This window comes from Bradyrhizobium sp. 155 (genome assembly GCF_023101105.1).
Lineage (GTDB): Bacteria > Pseudomonadota > Alphaproteobacteria > Rhizobiales > Xanthobacteraceae > Bradyrhizobium > Bradyrhizobium canariense_D.
Map to the genome: position 1 here is coordinate 3,288,360 of NZ_CP064704.1, position 17,151 is coordinate 3,305,510.

The window sequence follows — 17,151 nt, forward strand, 5'->3', positions numbered from 1 at the left end:
GTGAAGGACGATGAGAGACAGCGCGTCGGACGTGACCGACATCAGCGACGCCGTTCACTTGTGCATCGACATGCAGAACATCTTCGCTCCGGGTGGCCTTTGGGAGACGCCATGGATGGCGCGAGTGTTGCCGACGATCGCCTCGATCGTTTCGCGCCATCAGGCCAGAACGATCTTCACGCGATTCATCACGCCGGAAGATCCGGAAGATCGTCCCGGACAGTGGCAGCGCTATTTTCGTCGCTGGCGCGAAGCGACCCGCAAACATCTGCCGCCATCCGGCCTCGAACTCGTGCCGGCTCTGAGCCGCTTCGTTCCGCCGGCTGCCGTCATCGACAAGCCGGCCTATTCCGCGTTCAGCAATCCTGGCCTCGCGAGCCTGCTGATCGACAAGAACGTCGGCACGGTCGTCATCACCGGGGCGGAGACGGACGTCTGCGTGCTCTCGACGGTCCTGAGCGCCGTCGATCTCGGCTTCAGGGTCGTCATCGTCGAGGATGCGCTGTGCAGCTCGTCCGACGTCGGCCATGATGCGCTGATGACGATGTATCGCACCCGCTTTCACGGCCAGGTCGATCTGATGACCGCCGAGGAATTGGCGGAGTTCTGGCGCGAGTAGGGCACGACCCGCTCAATTGACATTGTCGCCGAGCATGTTGCGGAAGGCGGCGGCGACGGCGGCAATGCCGCTGGCGCCGTGCATCAGCGCGATCTCGCCCTGTTGCTCATGGCGGATGGCGTGGGCCATCACACGCAGGCGCAGATCGCCGCGGCTAAGCCACATCTGGTCGGCCATCCTGACCGCGCCTGCGTGATGCTTGCTCATCGTCTCGACGAACACCGTGTCGAATTGGTCCGCCGGCGCGGCCTTGACCTGTCGCATCTCGGCCTGTGTCAGGAAGCCCGGCATGGCGGCACGTTCGTCCGAGCTGCAATCGGGCATCTCGGTGTCGAACCAGCTCAGCCACCACGTCTCGAAAATCCGGTTCTCGCCGGTCTGGCTTGCGACCATCAGCATCGCCAGCTTTCGCAGATGCGGGTCCTGCGCGCGCTCGGTGGCGATCCGGGCCAGCGCGATGCCCTGGGCGTGATGCGCAGTCATGTGACGGATGTAAGTCTGGTCCGCGTCCCTGTCGCGGCCCGCCCACTGCGGCTCGTAACCATGGCTGCCGAACAAGGCAGCCGCGCCGAGCAGTGCGATCAAAGCCAGCGCGCCGGTGATCCAGGCATTGGTGAAGCGAACGTCGCGCGCGGGTGCTGCTCCCCCCGTCCAGCGCAGCCGGGCAAACAGGGGGTACATCACGGCCGAGGAGCCGTGGACGAGCAGGCCGATCCAGTAGGGCTGCTGCAGCGTGAACAGCGGTTGCCAAAACGGAAACAGGGGCACCAGCACGAACCATTCCATGCTTGACGAGAACACGGCCCAGGGCAGCGCGAGCAGCAGGATCGTGAGCGGCCGCAGGTCAGCGGTCCAGCGCCCGAGCACACCGAAGAACACCAGCGCCCAGGAGAAGTCCGCCCATTGGTGGAAGGCGATCCCGGCAAGGATCGCGCTCCACGACGGCTCTGCGCTGATCGCCCAATCGCGCGCGGGAATGGCGGCGACCGTCATCCAGTCGACCGCGGCGTCGCGTCCGATGCGCGCGGCGAAGAGCTGGCTGACGATGGTCGAGAAGGTGCTGCTGATCAGGCCGAGTTCGGCAGCGGCGACCCAGCGCGAGCGTCGCCGTGAGGCGCCTTCATCACCGGTGCGAATTGACTTGGAAATGGCTGACGGCGCGGCAGCGTTCACGTCAGCTGATTGAGTTTCTTCAACGGATTGAGCTCGCTCGGCTTGCTCTGTTCGTCCCGGCCGCGCTCCGCTTGCTCCTTGCCTTCCTCATGGAGATTCTGATCGCCGACGATCTCGCCGACGGCCTGTTTCGCCTTGCCGGCGATCCGCTGACCGAGGCCCTTGGTCTTGCTCATGATCCGCCTCCTGGCTCACGCCGCCACCCCGGCGCTTGAAGGGGGTGAGCGCCGGGGCTGCGGTTTCGTCTATTCAGCCTCCGGCAGGGGGGACGTCGGAGGCGTTGATGAGACTCTCTGACGCGCGGATGGTTCCTCGGCCGTCACCGTGGCTCGAGTTCGATGATCACGCCTTCATTGCCGCGGAGCAGGATGGAGGCGTCCGGCAGCGGCTCGGACGGCAGGTCGAGATGCGTCGACATCAGCAGGCGGCCGCGACCTTGCCAATGCAATTTCCGCGGCTCGGCGGCAATGTTGAGCGCGACCAGAATTTCCTTGCCGCCATCCGTCCGCCTGTAGGCAAGAACGTCGTTCTGCGCGCGTAGGGGCTCGTAGCCGCCGTGGCGCAGGCACGCGCGCTCGCGCCGCAGTCGCATCAGCGCGCGAAACAGCGCCAGGATCGAACGTGGGTCGCGCTGCTGCGCGGCCACGTTGGCCGCGCCGTCGCGCGGCTCGAGCGGCAGCCATGGATCGCCGGTTGTAAAGCCGCCGTTGCTGCTGTCATCCCATCGCATCGGCGCGCGTTCGGGATCGCGGCAAAGGCCATACCCCGGCACGAGCTTCTCGAAGGGATCGTGGACGCGGTCGGGCGGAATGGGAACGCGCTTGCGGCCGATCTCGTCGCCCATGAAGAAGAAGGGCGTTCCCCGCAGCGTCATCAGCAGCATCGCCAGCACGCGCATTTGCGGCTCGCCGATTTGGCTCGCGATCCGTTGCTTGTCGTGACCACCGATCACCCAGACCGGCCATGCATGATCCGGGATGGCGTTGAAATACGCGTCGATCGTTGCTTGCAGGGACAGCGCGTCCCATTGCGAGTCCAGCAGTGCGAAATTGAGGGGCAGATGCAGGCGCGGTCGGTCGTTGCCGTAGAAGTGGCCGATGCGGTCGGTCTTGCCTTGGACTTCACCGCACAACATCCGCCCTGGATAGCCGTCGATCACCTCGCGAATGAATTCGATGCAATCCATCGTCTCCGGCCGGTCGTCGGTAAAGACGGGCGTTTGGCGCTGCGGCGGCGGCTTGCCTTTCGCTTGCGGGTTATGCGGATTGTCGCGCAGCAGCGCGTCCTTGATCAGGACCGCGCTGGCATCGACGCGAAAGCCGTCGACGCCGCGATCGAGCCAGAAGCGCATGACGTCGGCGATCGCGGCGCGCAGTTGCGGGTTGCGCCAGTTCAGATCGGGCTGCTCGACCAGGAAGGAGTGATAGTAATATTGCCGCCGCGCCTCGCACCATTCCCAGCCGCTGCCGCCGAAGCGGCTCAGCCAGTTGTTGGGCGGGCCGCCGTTCTCGGCTGCGTCGGCCCAGATGTACCAATCGGCCTTCGCGCTGTTCCGTGAGCTGCTGCTCTCGATGAACCATGCGTGATCGTTCGCGGTATGATTGGGCACGAGATCGAGGATCACGCGGATATCCGCCGCGTGCAGGGCCTTGAGCAGGCGGTCGAACGCCTCGAGGCTGCCGAACGCAGGATCGATCGAGCAGTAGTCGGAGATGTCGTAGCCGAGGTCGCGAAACGGGCTCTTGTAGACCGGCGTCAGCCACACCGCGTCGACGCCGAGCCATTTCAGATAGTCGATGCGGGATGTCAGGCCGGCGAGATCACCCTTGCCGTCGCCGTCCGAGTCCTGGAACGAGATCAGTGCGATTTCGTAGATGACGGCGGATTCCCACCACGCACCTTCGTTACGGGACGCTTCGCTCATTGTCTTGCATCACCTCGTCGCGCGTTCTCAGGTCCGTTCCGTCGCGGCGTGCGCTGCGATCTGCTTGGCCGCGGTTCGGGCGCTCTCGATGCCCTTGGGAAAGCCGCTGCGGTTCGGATACAGCTTGCGCCGTGCGTCGCGCTGCGGCCGCTGCGGCTTGGTGTCCTGCGCGGCGCGGTAATCGAGCATCGCGATGCCGCCGACCATCAGCAGCGCCAGCGCGATATTGCCCTTTTTGGGATTGTCCGCGGTCAGCCCCGAGAGCAGCGCGGCGGCATCGAGGCCGTCGCCGCCGACGCGGGCCCACAGGCCGGCGTTCTTCTCGACCGAGAGCGTCATGACCCCGGCCAGGATCTCGCGCAGGCCGAAGGTGCGGACCAGCGTCTCATGGCCCTCCATGCCCAGCGTTTCCGTGACGCGCCGCGGCGCGAAGAATTCCACGACGCCGAGACCGATGCTGAACCAGCCGAGCGCACGGGCGAGCTGGTCTTCGGGCCGCTTCAGGCTCGGGCCGCCCTCGACGATTTTCGGGTCGCCCTTGGTGCGAACGATGTTGGAGAAATGAAACATGGGTCTTGCTCCTCAGGGCTTCAGCACGACCTTGACGCAGGAGTCGCGCTTGTCGCGAAACACCTGGTACATCTCGGGGCCTTGGCTAAGCGGGACGGTGTGGGTGATGACGAAGGACGGATCGATCTGACCTTCCTCGATGCGATGGAGCAGGTCGTCGGTCCAGCGGTTGACGTGGGTCTGGCCGGTGCGCATCGTCAGGCCCTTGTTCATGAAGGCGCCCATCGGCAGCATGTCGGAGAATCCGCTGTACACGCCTGCCACCGAAATGATGCCGCCGGGCCGGCAGACATACATCATCTCGCGCAGCACATGGGGCCGGTCGCTCTCCACCATGACCATCTGCTTGGCGCGGTCGAGCAGCGTGTCGGGCAGGGAAGCCATCACATGCGACTCCATCCCGACGCAATCGATACATTTTTCGGGGCCTCTGCCGTCGGTGAGCTCCTCGAGCCGCTCCAGGACGCTTTCTTTTTCGAAGTTGATGGTGGTGGCGCCGCCGGCTTCGGCCATGCTGAGCCGTTCGGGCAGGCAATCGATCGCGATCACCTGGTTGGCGCCGAGCAGGATGGCGCTGCGGATCGCCATCTGCCCCACGGGACCGCAGCCCCAGATCGCGACCGTGTCGGTCGGCTCGATGTCGCATTGCACGGCGGCCTGCCAGCCGGTCGGGAAGATGTCGCTGAGAAACAGCAACTGCTCGTCGGGAATGCCCGCGGGCACCTTGATGTGCGTGGCGTCAGCGAACGGCACGCGCAAATATTCGGCCTGGCCGCCGGGATAGCCGCCGGTCAGGTGCGTATAGCCGAACAGGCCGGCGCCCGAATGACCAAACGCTTTTTCAGCGAGATGACTCTTGCGATTGGTGGTTTCGCAAACCGAGAAATTGCCACGCTTGCACTGGTCGCATTCGCCGCAAATGATTGTGAAGGGCACGACGATGCGGTCGCCCTTCTTCAGCTTGCCGTCGACGCCCGAGCCGACCTCGACCACTTCGCCCATGGTCTCGTGGCCCATGATGTCCCCGGGCAGCATGCCCGGAATGTAATTGTGAAAGAGGTGCAGGTCCGAGCCGCAGATGGCGCAGCTCGTGACTTTGATGATGGCATCCCGCGCGTCCTGAATTTCCGGATCGGTAACGGTGTCGCAGCGTATGTCTTCCTTGCCGTGCCAAACCAGCGCCTTCATCTCTTTTCTCCCGAGCTACGAGGCAACCAAGTCGAACAACGAACGATGGTTGCTATTCCACAGTGCAAAATCTTTGCGCCGCACCAGCGTGCGTCCCCGATAGGAACGAGCGCGCATTGCGGTGATTGGAGCGTCATCAATCCCCCTCGAGGATTAGCGAAGGATACGCTCATGCCCGCCAATCAACTCGCCGTCGTCACCGGCGCCTCCACCGGCATCGGGCTGGAACTCGCCAGATGCTGTGCCCAAGCAGGTTTCAACCTTGTCATTGCGGCGGACGAGCCCGAGATCGAGAGGGTGGCCGTCGATCTGCGCAGGCTCGGCAGCAGCGTCGAACCGGTGCAGGCCGATCTCGCCGCCACCGAAGGCGTCGACAAGCTCTGCGCCGCGGTCGGCGACCGGCCGATCGACGCGCTGCTGGCCAATGCCGGCGTTGGTCTTGGCAAGGCCTTTCTCGACCAGGATTTTGCCAGGATCAAGCACCTCGTCGACACCAACATCACCGGCATGCTGTATCTCATCCATCGCGCCGGCAACGCGATGCTTCGCCGCAATTCGGGGCGCATCCTGATCACGGGCTCGATCGCGGGATTCACGCCGGGCAGTTTTCAGGCGGTCTACAACGCCAGCAAGGCGTTTCTTGATTCATTCTCATTCGCGCTCCGCGAGGAGTTGCGCGACAGCGGCGTCACCGTCACCTGCCTGATGCCTGGCGCCACGGAAACGGAGTTCTTCCGCCGCGCCGACATGATGGATACCAAGGTCGGCACCGAGCCGAAGGACAGTGCCTACGACGTGGCGAAGGCCGGCTTCGACGCCATGTTGCGCGGGGAGTCCGACATCGTGACCGGAATGAAGAACAAGATCCAGACCACGATCGCCAACGTCACGCCGAACGAGATGCTGGCCAAGCAGCATCGCAAGATGGCGGAGCCGGGCACGGCGAAGTCGTAGAACGATACCGTCGCAATCTAAGCTAACCAGTGCGGCGCGGACCGATAAGGAGGACGCCGATTCACATAGCCTAATGCGCAAAGCTCCCCGCGCCGTCAGACTGGTTCGGCTGGAAAAAGGGGGCTGTGATGCCGATGGATCGCGTCGAACAGGCCTTTGTCGCAACGGCAATCACGGGTTTTCTCGTCATGATGGCGGCGATCGTCTGGATGATGATGGGTTGATGACCGGGAGGGCTGCTGATTTGCGGATCGCGTTGCCCTATGCTGCGGTGCTTCTGTGTCTGGCGGTGACCGCCTGGCTCGCTTTCGCGCATCTGTTCTGATCGCCGTCAGGCTCGGCCGTGCGGATCGGCGATCAGCGCCGCCAGCCTCTGTGCCATCGCAGGCATATCGATCGGTTTCTCCAGGATCGGCACGTCGTGGAATTCCGGACTGATCGTGACCTTGTCGTATCCGGTCGTGAAGAGGAAGGGGACGTTCCGTGCCTTCAGTTCGCGCGCGACCGGAAAGATCATCTCGCTGCGGATGTTCACGTCGAGCACGGCGGCATCCAGAACACTGCCGTCGTGCAGGATACGGAGTGCGTCGTTGAGATCGCCCACCGGGCCCGCGATGTCTGCGCCGAGCGCGCGACATGCTCTGCCAATGTCGTCGGCGAGAAAATATTCGTCCTCGACAATGAAGATGCGTCGCCCGCTGAGCGCCGACTCTGGACCTGACGATCGAGGCGACATCGCCATGGTGCCTTCCACCCCTTCGTTGCCGGTTCATAGGAACATAGGGCGGTGACCCGCCTTGGTACAAACGAATACAACCGATAGTGGGTTCCATGAGCAACCGCGACATCATCGTCATAGGTGGCTCGGCCGGCGCGACCGCGCCGCTGAAGCAGATCCTGGGCCGGCTGCCGCCGGATCTGCCCGCGGCGGTGTTCATCGTGCTGCACATCCCGGCGCAGGGCATCGGCATTCTCTCGACGGTGGCCAGCAGCGCCGGTCCGCTCCCGGTCCGGCAGGCCGAAAACGGCATGAAGATCGAGCCAGGCCGGGTTTATCTGGCCGCACCGGACCACCATCTGCTGCTGTCCGAGGATCGCGTATTCCTCGGGCGCGGCCCGCGCGAGAACATGGTCCGGCCGGCCATCGATGCCTTGTTTCGCTCGGCCGCCATCAATTACGGCCCACGTGTGATCGGTGTGCTGCTCAGCGGCCTGTTGTCGGACGGTTCGGCCGGTCTCAACGCCATCAAGCGTTGCGGCGGGATTTCGGTGGTTCAGGACCCCTCGGATGCCATCGCCGATGAAATGCCAAGGAGCGCCCTCGAGGCGACCATCATCGATCTTTGCGTTCCCGGCGCCGGAATGGGCGACGTGCTGTCTGATCTCGCCAGGGAGGCTGCCGGCGCCGCACTGCCGATCCCGCCGGAGATCCGGCTCGAGGTCGAGATCGCGGCCGGCGAACGGATCGGCAGTGACCGTCTCGTCTCGATGGCCGATCCGGTTGCGCTGACCTGTCCGGCCTGCGGGGGCGTCCTGTCCGAGATGAAGGAATCGCACCCGATGCGCTTCCGTTGCCAGGTCGGTCACGCCTTCGCCGCCGACGTCCTCGCAAAAGAGCAGGAGGGGCAAGTGGATGAAGCCCTGCGGGTCGCACTGCGCATCATCGAGGAGCGGGCCGAGCTGGTGCAGCGCATGGCCGCCGACGGACGGCGCAACGGCCGGCCGGCGGTGGCCGAGATGTACCAGGCGCGCGCTGCCGAATATCGCGAATATGCCGACATGATCCGGCGCGTTGTGCTAAAGTCGCTCGATCCTCCCATTCGCAAGCGGGAGGCTTGAGGGTCGCGATGGCCATTTCCCTCGCCGAATGGACCGAGCAGCTCGATACCGAGCGCCGCCATCTGATCAAGGCCGATCGGGATATCGAGGAGGGTTCGCGGCGCATCCTCGATCAGGAGGCGCGCATCCGCGAGCTCAGTGCCGGCGGCCACGACGCGGGCCAGGCGGAACGGTTGGTCGAGGCGCTGAAGCAGACCCTCACGGAATGGCTGCGCCATCGCGTCCTGATCGAGCAGCGGATCGCCTATCTTCGGCAGCAAGTCGGTCCGGAGTGATCTGGGGGCGTTGGCAGGCCACCCAAGCTCAATGCCTAATGCCCAATGCTCGCTGTACGGAACGCAGCGTGACGTTTCCGCCTTGCACCTGTTGGGATAATATCAATTCTGCTATTTGCGGCGAGCGGGCGTCCTCTGGTTCCCGTCAATGAATGAGAGCTACCGAGACCATGCATGAAATCGGCGACCAGTCGGTCGAAAGAGAGCGCCAGACCAGGTCTCCGCTGATCATCGGGGTGGGCGCCGCGCCGACAGCTCTGGATAGCGTCGAGCGGTTCTTTTCCAGGCTGACCGTAAACGCCGACCAGGCCGTCGTGCTCGCATTCCAGCATCATGAGGCCCTCGACGAGCCGCGGCTGCGCCAGATCGTGCGAAATTCCCACGGTGGCAAGATTTCCGACGTCGGCAACGGCCAGACCATCGAGGGTGGCACGATTTATCTGTGCCCGCCGGCGATGATCACGACGATCCAGGACGGTCGCTTCGGCGTCCGCCCGGCCGAGCAGGCGCCCGGCGAGCGGGCGACGATCGACAGCTTCCTGGTGTCGCTGGCGGAAGAACGCGCCGAGCAATCGATCGGCGTGATCCTGTCCGGCATCGGCGGCGATGGCACGTTGGGTACCGCGACACTGAAGGACCACGGCGGCCTTGCCATCGCCGAAAAAGGCGCGAGCGACGACGCGGATCATCTGAAGGACGCCGATACGCCGGCGGCGATCGCCGACTACGTGCTGACCGCCGAAGACATCGCCGAGCACATCCAGGTCTATGCCCGTCATCTGCGGCGGCTGGAGGAGAAGCAGGGGTTCGATGAGGTGCTGGCCGCTGCAGCGACCTCGCTGTCGCGCATCGCCGACATCCTGCGCAGCAAGACCGGCAATGATTTCCACGGCTACAAGCAGAACACCTTCCTGCGTCGCGTGCAGCGGCGGATGCAGGTGGTCCAGATCGGCGACATTTCCGCTTACGTCGATTTCCTGCGCAACGACCAGGACGAGGCGCAGCACCTCTTCAACGACCTCTTGATCGGCGTCACCGAATTCTTCCGCGACAAGCGTGAATTCGAGGTGCTGGAGAACCAGATCGTCCCGAAGCTCTTCGAAGGCAAGGACGCGAGCCAGCAGGTTCGCGTCTGGGTGCTCGGCTGCGCAACCGGCGAGGAGGCCTATTCGATCGCTATCCTCCTGCGCGAGTACATGGCCAAAATGGACTCGCCACCGCAGGTTCAGATCTTCGCGACCGACATCGACGGACGGGCGCTGGCGGCTGCGCGCGTCGGCCGCTATCGCACCAAGATCGAAGCGGAGATGACCGGCGAGCGCCTGGCGCGCTGGTTCGTGCGCGAAGGTGACACCTATTGCGTGGTCAAGGAGCTGCGCGAGATGTGCATCTTCTCGCAGCACAACGTGATCAAGGACGCACCGTTCTCCAAGCTCGATCTCGTCTCCTGCCGCAACCTGCTGATCTACCTCAATGCCGAATTGCAGAACCGGGTGATCCCGTTATTCCACTTCGCCCTTCTGCCGGATCGGTTCCTGTTCCTCGGCAATTCCGAGAACGTCACGCGGCATCCAAAACTGTTCGTACCGGTCGACCGCCGCGCCCGCATCTTCAAGAAGCTCGAGACCGGAACCCGGCTGCCGCCGGAATTTCCGATCACGACCGCCGCGGGGAGGGCAAACCTCGAGATAGCGCCGGCGCGCTCCTTCCGCCCTGATATCGGGCTGGAGCGTCGCGCGCAGCGGATCGCGGAGCGCTATGCGCCCGCCTATGTCATCGCCGACAGCAACTTTCAGGTCCTGCACTTTTCCGGGCGCACCGGACGCTACATCGAGCCGACGGCAGGCGCCGCCACGCTCGATCTGCTCCAACTCGTCCACCGCGATCTCCGCCTGGACCTGCGGGCGGTGCTCAGCCGCGCGGCGGAGACCAACGAGCCCGCCCATGCCGAACAGGTGCAGCTCGGCGCCAACGGCCAGCACATTCCCGTCGACATCACGGTGGAGCCGATCCAGGAGAGCGGCAGCGGCGATCGCAATTTTGTCGTCCTGTTCAAGGACGGCCCGGTGCGCGCCATCGATGCCGGCGCAGGCAAGCCCAATGCGTTGGTGCAGACCGAGCATGTCGAGCGTATCGAAGGCGAGCTGCGGGCGACGCGGGAGCGCCTTCAGGCGACCATCGAAGAGCTCGAAAGCACCAATGAGGAGCTGAAGTCCTCGAACGAGGAATACCAGTCCCTCAACGAGGAGCTCCAGTCCGCGAACGAAGAACTCGAAACCTCGCGCGAGGAATTGCAGTCGGTCAACGAGGAGCTGACCACCGTCAACGGCGAGCTTGCTCACCGCGTCCAGGAATTGACGCGCGCCACCAGTGACCTCCGGAATTTCCTGGAGAGCACGCAGATCGCGACCGTATTCCTCGACAACGAGTTGCGCGTGATGAACTTCACGCCGGCGATCACGCAAATTCTGCATCTCGTAGAAACCGACATTAGCCGGCCCATCGCGCACATCAAGGCGCGCGTCCCGATCGAGGACCTCTATGACGACGTTCGCAGCGTGCTGCGGACGCTTGCCAGCGCCGAGCGCGAGCTGAGGGCGCCGGACAGCGGCACGCGCTACATCGTGCGAATCCTGCCCTATCGCAGCATCGAAAACTTCATCGCCGGGGTCGTGATCACCTTCGTTGACATCACCGCCATGACCCGCGCCGAGGAGCGGCAGCGCCTGCTGCTGGCCGAGCTCCAGCATCGGGTCCGCAACACGCTCGGCGTGGTGCGCTCGATCGCCCGTCGCACGGCCGATACGAGCTCGACGGTCGAGGAGTTTGCCTCTCATCTCGACGGCCGGCTCAACGCTTTCGCCCGTACCCAGGCGCTGGTGACCCGCGATCCCGAGGGCGGCGTCGATCTCGAATACCTCGCCGTCGAGGAGATGCTGGCCTATAATGCCAGGGAGGGCGAGCAGGTACGTGTCAGCGGTCCCCCGGTGCGTTTTCAGTCGAAGGCAGCGGAAACCTTTGCCCTTGCCATTCACGAGCTCGCGACCAACGCACTCAAATACGGCGCCCTGAGCCGGCCGACCGGTCGCATCGAGATTTCCTGGCGCCTCGAGCAGGGCACCGACCCGGCGGAGCTGGTGTTCGAGTGGCGGGAGCGCGGTGGGCCGCCGGTTGCGCCGCCGCCGCACAAAGGATTTGGGACCGAGCTTCTGGAGCGCACACTCGCGTTCGAGTTCAAGGGGCAGACCAGGTTGGCATTCAGTCCCAAGGGATTGGAATGCACGATCACCATTCCCCTCAGCAAGCGGGCGTTTCATACACCGGCGGTGGCCAGCTGATGCCCTTGTCGACGCTAGATCGCAGCCAGGTGGACCCGGTCATTCGCCGGCTGAACGTGCTGAGGCCGCTGTCGACGGAGGCCCGCACCTCGCTCGAATATGCAATGCTCGAGGGAATCCAGCGCGCAGGAGCGGGCGAGGATCTGATCTCGGAGGGCGATCCGGTCGACAGCGTGCGCCTCGTGCTGTCGGGCTGGCTCTGCCGCTACAAGACGCTCGAGGACGGGCGGCGCCAGATCGTCAATTTTCTCTTTCCCGGCGAAAGTTGCGACGCGCACGCGTTCCTGTTGTCGGTGATGGATCATTCCATCGCGGCGATGACGCCGGTCGTCTACACCGAAATCAAGCGCGCGCGGTTCGAGAGTCTGGTGGCGAGCGACCGCGCGCTGGCGGAAGCGTTCTGGTGCGAGACGCTTGTCAACAACGCGATCCAGCGCGAATGGGCCATCAATCTCGGCCGCCGGGTGGCCTTCGAACGCGTGGCCCATCTGTTCTGCGAAATCATCGAGCGGCTGCGTCCTGTCGGCATGGTCGAGGGCAATTCCTGCGTGATGCCGGTGACGCAAATGGATCTTGCGGACGCCACCGGCCTGTCGGTGGTCCATCTCAACCGCACGGTTCAGGAGTTGCGTGCTTCCGGTCTGATCGTGCTGCGCGATCGCACGCTGACCATCACCGATCTCGATGCGCTCAAGGACGCGGCGCTGTTCTCGCCGAGCTATCTGCAACTCTATCGACGGAGCTAAGCGTTTGCTCGGTTGGGGAACGGTCGTACTTGATCCAGGTTAGCGTTCGCGAATGTTTTTTGAGCGGATGGCTGGTTTTGAGTAATTGACGTAACTTACGTAAAGGCAGTTTCGTCCCGAATCCTGTATTGTCGTTCCATGAACGACGTCCTGCTTGCCCGCGCTGAGCGCGCGATCGAAGCAAGCCGCGCCCTCCGGGCGCAGCGCAGAGCGGTCGCGGACCAGCTTGATCACGCCACGCGCCAGGTGCGCCGGGTGGTGATGGAAAGCGCGATGTTGCGCTCGGAGCTCAAGGCCCTCCGCGACGACCGGGAAGGACAGGATCTCCGGCACCGCGCGCCGTCGGAATAGGAGCCGACGACACTAAACGTCTAGCTGCGCCGGGATGGGTGCCTCGCTCAGCGCCGCTTCGCTGCTTTGGATCGCCTGTTGTAAGGCGAGCGGTTGACGGGCTTGAGCGAAATGCCTTCGCGCTGCGCCTTGCTGCGAATGGCCGCGACCGGACGCTGCAGCTTGATGCTCATGACGCCCGTGGGCGTGTTTCCTTTTGCGAGCTGCTTCAGCTTGCTCACGTCCGCAGGTGTCCATCGTTCGCGCGCCCGCCGCTTGTACGCGGGGTTTGCCTTGCGCGGGCCCTTGCGGCCGATCGGTGAACCCGGTTGTTTCCATGCTGCTTTCACCATGATGATCCTCCTTCAAGTCCCTCATCAATAAGCGAATCAGCATTTCGGTTCCGGCGCACTCGAGGCAGTGCCGGCGCGCGAAGGGAATGCGCGCATCCGTCGCTGCTCGGCCGTTTCGTTTCGCACCAGCAAAATCACGCACCGTTAACTTATTGAAATGCCGGAACCTGCGGTTGCGGCCGAAGCTGCCAACACTGCCGGGCTGGGCCGCCCCAACCGGCACGAAACTCTGGCCCCGGCGCCGACCTCCCGCCGGGGCCAATTCCTCCCATCCCAATCCTTCCATCTGAAGGGCTTTGTGAAAGTACAATGACCGCGAAACGCAACCGCAGGAAACAGACCCAATCGCTCCAGGAGCGGTTGGCGGCATTCGCCCAAACCGCTCGCGAGCGTGCGCGCAGCCTGCCGCCCGGCAAGGAGCGCGACATGCTGCTTCAGCGCGCCAAGCAGAACGAGGTGACCTCGAACCTGACGGACTGGCTGAGCGAACCTGTCTACCCGAGACGGGGAGGGTGACGATGCGGAGCATCAAGCACTACCGCGCGTTCCAGATCGATCCGGACGGGCATGTGTTTGGATGCATCAACCTGGTCTGCGACGATGATGAGCAGGCCAAGCGCGAGGCCGCATCGCTCGTGCTGGTGCACCGCATCGAACTGTGGCGGCTGGACCAGCGCATCGCGCAGTTCGATGTGCCGCCGGAAGTTGTCCGCCAGTAGGGCGACGAGAGGAGAGCGAGAAGGAACCGCGCGCTGCGCCCCGGGTTGGTCGAACTGTACCGACCTCGCGAGGAGCCAGCATGACGGAAGCCGACATTCGCAAGGGGATGCCGCCCGTCAAGCTCTCGCGCGAGGCCTTCGAGCGCCGCTACAGGAGCCGGTTCGTCGATCCCGCCTTTGCACCGCTCCAGCGCGAGCTCGACGCCATCGTCGGCGCGGCCTGGGACGCCTACAGCGATTCACGCAAGGCCCCGCTGACGCGAAAGGCGGGCGCGGGATTCTCCGATCCCGATTACGACATCGCCATCGACTGGCTCGATGCGCGCGCGAAGATCCTGGCGGCGCAGCGACGCCATGACGATGCGGACGAGACGCCGCGCATCCTCATCATCAACGGCTCGGCCCGCAGCGAGCACACCTGTCCCGGCGAGATGTCCAAGACCTGGCGTCTGGTCGAACTCGCCGAGCCGGTCTTTGCCGAGCTTGGGTTTGCCGTCGACATCCTGGACCTGTCGCGCCTGGCCTCGGAGTTCGGCAAGACGATCCATCCCTGCAAATCCTGCGTCGGAACCGCGATGCCGCTCTGCCACTGGCCGTGCAGCTGCTATCCAAACTATTCGCTGGGGCAGACCGACGACTGGATGAACGATATCTATCCGCTGTGGGTCGCGGCCCACGGCATCCTGATCGTGACGCCGGTGAACTGGTATCACGTACCCGCCGGACTGAAGGCGATGATGGACCGCATGGTCTGCGCCGACGGCGGCAATCCCGATCCGACCTCGACCCACGGCAAGAAGGCGGCCGAGGCGAAGGCGCTGGAGCTGAAGGGCTGGCCTTATCCGCGCCATCTCGCCGGCCGTCATTTCGGCCTCGTCGTTCACGGCGATGCGGTCGGTGCCGAGGGCGTGCGCCGGGCCTTGTCGGATTGGTTGACCGATATGCAGTTGATCTCGGCGGGCCGCTTCGCCGAGCTCGATGGCTATGTCGGCTACATGGAGCCATACGCCACCTCGCACCGCGACCTCGATGACGACAGGGCATTCCAGACGGAGGTGCAGAACGTCGCGCGCGCACTCGGCAACGCGGTCCGCCTGGCGCGGAGCGGACAGCTTCGCGAGCCCGGTGCGGGCCTGTCGGATCCAAACCCCAAATGATGGCGAATGATCAGCCGTATGATTGCCTGATCGTCGGCGGCGGCCCGGCCGGGCTGATGGCTGCGATCTACCTCGCGCGATTTCGGCGCCGCGTCTGTGTCGTGGACGCAGGCGCGAGCCGGGCGGCGCTGATCCCGCGCAGTCACAATGTGCCGGGCTTCGTCCACGGCCTCTCCGGCACTGACCTGCTCGCGCGCATGTCCGCGCAACTGGGCGAGCTCGCGGTCACGCGCGTTGATGCCGAGGTCACCAGCTTGCGACGACACGATCACGGTTTTCAGGCGATCTGGAACGGCGGCGCGCATACGGCCGCCACCGTCATCCTTGCCTGCGGCATCGTCGACGCCCATCCGCCGTTCGACGAATGGCGCGCGGCCGTCGCGGACGGGCTGTTGCGCTACTGTCCCGTTTGCGACGCCTTCGAGGCGATCGACCGTCGCATCGGCATCGTCGGTCCGCTTCACCGCGCCGCCGGCAAGGCGCTCTTCATGCGCGGCTACTCGCGCGACGTGACGCTGCTGGCAACGGGCGAGGATGACGGGAAGCCCGCGGCAGCGGAGCTCAATGAAGCCGGTGTCGAGATCGTCGTCGCGCCCGGCCTGCGCCTGAGGCGGCGAGACGACGGCGTTGAAGCCGTCTTCGCCGATGGCCGGACGGCGCAATTCGAGATGGTCTACCCGGTGATGGGTGCGGAAGTGCGCTCGCATCTCGCGATGACGCTTGGGGCCGAACACACCGCAGACGGCCATCTGAAAGTCGACGACCATCAGCGCAGCTCGGTCGACGGGCTCTACGGCATCGGCGACGTCGTCACCGACCTGCACCAGATATCGGTCGCGTTCGGCCACGCCGCGCTCGCCGCCTGCACGATCCACAACAGCCTGCCGCGGCGGCTGGCATGAGGAACGGGGTATCGGACATTGGCAACAGAATCATCCTCGAAGACCGCGGTCTATGCGGCGCTCTTCGGCAATGTCCTGGTCGCGGTCACGAAGATCGGCGCCGCCGCGTGGACGGGAAGTTCGGCCATGACGAGCGAAGCGGTGCATTCGCTCGTCGATACGACCAATGAGATCCTGCTGCTCTACGGCTACCGGCGCGCGAGCCGCTCGCCCGACGAATCCCATCCGCTCGGCTATGGGCGCGAGCTGTATTTCTGGAGCTTCATCGTTGCGCTGCTGATCTTCGCCCTGGGCGCCGGTGTCTCGCTGTATCAGGGCATTCTGCATGTCGCCGCACCCGAGCCGATCGAAAGTCCGATCGTCAGCTTCGTGGTGCTCGGGCTGTCGTTCCTGTTTGAAGGCGGTTCCTGGCTGGTTGCCCTGCGGCGCTTCAGCTCCGACGGCCAGCGGTTCGGGTATTACCAGGCTTTCGTTCGCAGCAAGGATCCTCCGGCATTCATGGTGCTGCTCGAGGACAGCGCGGCGCTGGTCGGCATCGCCATTGCCGCGGCGGCCACTGCCGCGGCCGTATGGCTGCGCCAGCCGGTCTGGGACGGGATCGGTTCGATCATGATCGGGATATTGCTGGCGATCGTGTCGATCGGTCTCGCGCGCGAGAGCAAGAGCCTGCTGATCGGCGAGCCCGCCGATCCGGAACTTGCGCGATCGGTCCTCGACATCGCAAGGCGGTCGCCCGGCGTGCTCAGGGCCAACGGCCTGCTGACGGTGCAGCTGTCGCCGGCCGAAATCGTTGCGGCCCTCAGCATCGAATTTGCGGACGACAAGCGCGCCGACGATATCGAGCGATGCGTCGTTTCGATCGAGACCGAGATACGCAAACGCCATCCAAGCGTGGCCGCCTTGTTCATCAAGCCGCAGACCGATGCTCGCTACCGGGCGGTGCGCGCCAGGCGTTACGGCTAGCTTTGCGAGGTTCCCTGGACGTCACAATCGGCACGACGGCAGGAACGATCACAACATCCCCCTGGTTGACCGGTGCAGGGGGCGAGCAATGGAGACACCGG

The 17,151-nt window shown here is 64.5% G+C and carries 19 protein-coding genes; 12 read left to right on the top strand and 7 right to left on the bottom strand.

Translation table 11 applies throughout. The annotated features are described in order from the left end of the window. Positions 1 to 10 precede the first annotated feature (10 nt). A complete protein-coding gene (locus IVA93_RS16000; protein WP_018455224.1) occupies positions 11 to 619 on the top strand; it encodes a cysteine hydrolase family protein in 609 nt (202 codons plus the stop codon). A gap of 12 nt (positions 620 to 631) precedes the next feature. Here the strand turns inward: IVA93_RS16000 and IVA93_RS16005 are convergent, their stop codons facing one another. The 5 genes from IVA93_RS16005 to IVA93_RS16025 form a co-directional block, all read right to left on the bottom strand. After that, positions 632 to 1,792, bottom strand: a complete 1,161-nt coding sequence (locus IVA93_RS16005) for a DUF305 domain-containing protein (RefSeq protein ID WP_247370554.1) — start codon at positions 1,790 to 1,792, stop codon at positions 632 to 634. Further along, on the bottom strand, positions 1,789 to 1,968 hold the full coding sequence (locus IVA93_RS16010) for a CsbD family protein (RefSeq protein ID WP_085351350.1): 180 nt from the start codon (positions 1,966 to 1,968) through the stop codon (positions 1,789 to 1,791). The genes IVA93_RS16005 and IVA93_RS16010 overlap by 4 nt, the downstream gene beginning before the upstream one ends. Positions 1,969 to 2,111: 143 nt before the next feature. Continuing rightward, on the bottom strand, positions 2,112 to 3,716 hold the full coding sequence (locus IVA93_RS16015) for an alpha-amylase family glycosyl hydrolase (protein WP_085351351.1): 1,605 nt from the start codon (positions 3,714 to 3,716) through the stop codon (positions 2,112 to 2,114). Positions 3,717 to 3,743: 27 nt separating this feature from the next. Next, positions 3,744 to 4,286, bottom strand: a complete 543-nt coding sequence (locus tag IVA93_RS16020; protein WP_018455219.1) for a hypothetical protein — start codon at positions 4,284 to 4,286, stop codon at positions 3,744 to 3,746. A 12-nt stretch (positions 4,287 to 4,298) separates the two neighbouring features. After that, entirely contained in the window at positions 4,299 to 5,474 is a 1,176-nt protein-coding gene (locus IVA93_RS16025) for a zinc-dependent alcohol dehydrogenase (RefSeq protein WP_247789870.1), read from the bottom strand. Between the two features lie 171 nt (positions 5,475 to 5,645). On the opposite strand from IVA93_RS16025, the gene IVA93_RS16030 reads away from it, so the two are divergent. Next, positions 5,646 to 6,428 carry an SDR family NAD(P)-dependent oxidoreductase gene (locus IVA93_RS16030; RefSeq protein ID WP_247541069.1) on the top strand — a complete coding sequence of 261 codons (783 nt, stop codon included), beginning with the start codon at positions 5,646 to 5,648 and terminating at the stop codon, positions 6,426 to 6,428. Positions 6,429 to 6,759: 331 nt separating this feature from the next. On the opposite strand, the gene IVA93_RS16035 is transcribed toward IVA93_RS16030, so the two are convergent. Continuing rightward, on the bottom strand, positions 6,760 to 7,170 hold the full coding sequence (locus tag IVA93_RS16035; RefSeq protein ID WP_083926391.1) for a response regulator: 411 nt from the start codon (positions 7,168 to 7,170) through the stop codon (positions 6,760 to 6,762). Positions 7,171 to 7,259: 89 nt separating this feature from the next. On the opposite strand from IVA93_RS16035, the gene IVA93_RS16040 reads away from it, so the two are divergent. The 5 genes from IVA93_RS16040 to IVA93_RS16060 all read left to right on the top strand — a co-directional run bounded on the left by IVA93_RS16040 (position 7,260) and on the right by IVA93_RS16060 (position 12,977). After that, positions 7,260 to 8,267 (top strand): chemotaxis protein CheB, encoded by a 1,008-nt coding sequence (locus tag IVA93_RS16040; protein ID WP_018455214.1) that lies wholly within the window; start codon positions 7,260 to 7,262, stop codon positions 8,265 to 8,267. 8 nt (positions 8,268 to 8,275) lie between these two features. Beyond that, positions 8,276 to 8,542, top strand: coding sequence for a hypothetical protein (locus tag IVA93_RS16045; RefSeq protein ID WP_018455213.1), 267 nt, complete (start codon positions 8,276 to 8,278; stop codon positions 8,540 to 8,542). Between the two features lie 170 nt (positions 8,543 to 8,712). Next, a complete protein-coding gene (locus tag IVA93_RS16050) occupies positions 8,713 to 11,880 on the top strand; it encodes a CheR family methyltransferase (protein WP_247370560.1) in 3,168 nt (1,055 codons plus the stop codon). Next, positions 11,880 to 12,626, top strand: coding sequence for a Crp/Fnr family transcriptional regulator (locus IVA93_RS16055; protein WP_018455211.1), 747 nt, complete (start codon positions 11,880 to 11,882; stop codon positions 12,624 to 12,626). Before IVA93_RS16050 ends, IVA93_RS16055 begins: the two co-directional genes overlap by 1 nt. A gap of 138 nt (positions 12,627 to 12,764) precedes the next feature. Beyond that, entirely contained in the window at positions 12,765 to 12,977 is a 213-nt protein-coding gene (locus IVA93_RS16060; RefSeq protein ID WP_018455210.1) for a hypothetical protein, read from the top strand. Between the two features lie 47 nt (positions 12,978 to 13,024). Here IVA93_RS16060 and IVA93_RS16065 read toward each other — a convergent pair whose 3' ends face one another. Then, the gene (locus IVA93_RS16065; protein WP_018455209.1) at positions 13,025 to 13,309 is read right to left on the bottom strand and encodes a hypothetical protein; all 285 of its coding nucleotides are present in this window, start codon (positions 13,307 to 13,309) and stop codon (positions 13,025 to 13,027) included. Positions 13,310 to 13,618: 309 nt separating this feature from the next. Here IVA93_RS16065 and IVA93_RS16070 point away from each other — a divergent pair, with 309 nt between their 5' ends. The 5 genes from IVA93_RS16070 (at position 13,619) to IVA93_RS16090 (ending at position 17,050) form a co-directional block, all read left to right on the top strand. Continuing rightward, positions 13,619 to 13,825 (top strand): hypothetical protein, encoded by a 207-nt coding sequence (locus IVA93_RS16070; protein ID WP_018455208.1) that lies wholly within the window; start codon positions 13,619 to 13,621, stop codon positions 13,823 to 13,825. Between the two features lie 2 nt (positions 13,826 to 13,827). Then, positions 13,828 to 14,028 carry a hypothetical protein gene (locus tag IVA93_RS16075; protein WP_026232903.1) on the top strand — a complete coding sequence of 67 codons (201 nt, stop codon included), beginning with the start codon at positions 13,828 to 13,830 and terminating at the stop codon, positions 14,026 to 14,028. A gap of 80 nt (positions 14,029 to 14,108) precedes the next feature. Beyond that, positions 14,109 to 15,185, top strand: a complete 1,077-nt coding sequence (locus IVA93_RS16080; protein ID WP_018455206.1) for a flavodoxin family protein — start codon at positions 14,109 to 14,111, stop codon at positions 15,183 to 15,185. Next, the gene (locus IVA93_RS16085; RefSeq protein WP_247336174.1) at positions 15,182 to 16,087 is read left to right on the top strand and encodes an NAD(P)/FAD-dependent oxidoreductase; all 906 of its coding nucleotides are present in this window, start codon (positions 15,182 to 15,184) and stop codon (positions 16,085 to 16,087) included. Before IVA93_RS16080 ends, IVA93_RS16085 begins: the two co-directional genes overlap by 4 nt. Positions 16,088 to 16,105: 18 nt before the next feature. Next, on the top strand, positions 16,106 to 17,050 hold the full coding sequence (locus IVA93_RS16090) for a cation diffusion facilitator family transporter (protein ID WP_018455204.1): 945 nt from the start codon (positions 16,106 to 16,108) through the stop codon (positions 17,048 to 17,050). Positions 17,051 to 17,151 lie beyond the last annotated feature (101 nt).

Excerpts from the sequence above, each read along its gene's own strand:
- IVA93_RS16000 (WP_018455224.1), top strand. The coding sequence starts at position 11 with ATGAGAGACAGCGCGTCGGACGTGACCGACATCAGCGACGCCGTTCAC.
- IVA93_RS16010 (WP_085351350.1), bottom strand. The coding sequence starts at position 1,968 with ATGAGCAAGACCAAGGGCCTCGGTCAGCGGATCGCCGGCAAGGCGAAA.
- IVA93_RS16015 (WP_085351351.1), bottom strand. The coding sequence starts at position 3,716 with ATGAGCGAAGCGTCCCGTAACGAAGGTGCGTGGTGGGAATCCGCCGTC.
- IVA93_RS16020 (WP_018455219.1), bottom strand. The coding sequence starts at position 4,286 with ATGTTTCATTTCTCCAACATCGTTCGCACCAAGGGCGACCCGAAAATC.
- IVA93_RS16025 (WP_247789870.1), bottom strand. The coding sequence starts at position 5,474 with ATGAAGGCGCTGGTTTGGCACGGCAAGGAAGACATACGCTGCGACACC.
- IVA93_RS16030 (WP_247541069.1), top strand. The coding sequence starts at position 5,646 with ATGCCCGCCAATCAACTCGCCGTCGTCACCGGCGCCTCCACCGGCATC.
- IVA93_RS16035 (WP_083926391.1), bottom strand. The coding sequence starts at position 7,170 with ATGGCGATGTCGCCTCGATCGTCAGGTCCAGAGTCGGCGCTCAGCGGG.
- IVA93_RS16040 (WP_018455214.1), top strand. The coding sequence starts at position 7,260 with ATGAGCAACCGCGACATCATCGTCATAGGTGGCTCGGCCGGCGCGACC.
- IVA93_RS16045 (WP_018455213.1), top strand. The coding sequence starts at position 8,276 with ATGGCCATTTCCCTCGCCGAATGGACCGAGCAGCTCGATACCGAGCGC.
- IVA93_RS16050 (WP_247370560.1), top strand. The coding sequence starts at position 8,713 with ATGCATGAAATCGGCGACCAGTCGGTCGAAAGAGAGCGCCAGACCAGG.
- IVA93_RS16055 (WP_018455211.1), top strand. The coding sequence starts at position 11,880 with ATGCCCTTGTCGACGCTAGATCGCAGCCAGGTGGACCCGGTCATTCGC.
- IVA93_RS16060 (WP_018455210.1), top strand. The coding sequence starts at position 12,765 with ATGAACGACGTCCTGCTTGCCCGCGCTGAGCGCGCGATCGAAGCAAGC.
- IVA93_RS16065 (WP_018455209.1), bottom strand. The coding sequence starts at position 13,309 with ATGGTGAAAGCAGCATGGAAACAACCGGGTTCACCGATCGGCCGCAAG.
- IVA93_RS16070 (WP_018455208.1), top strand. The coding sequence starts at position 13,619 with ATGACCGCGAAACGCAACCGCAGGAAACAGACCCAATCGCTCCAGGAG.
- IVA93_RS16075 (WP_026232903.1), top strand. The coding sequence starts at position 13,828 with ATGCGGAGCATCAAGCACTACCGCGCGTTCCAGATCGATCCGGACGGG.
- IVA93_RS16080 (WP_018455206.1), top strand. The coding sequence starts at position 14,109 with ATGACGGAAGCCGACATTCGCAAGGGGATGCCGCCCGTCAAGCTCTCG.
- IVA93_RS16085 (WP_247336174.1), top strand. The coding sequence starts at position 15,182 with ATGATGGCGAATGATCAGCCGTATGATTGCCTGATCGTCGGCGGCGGC.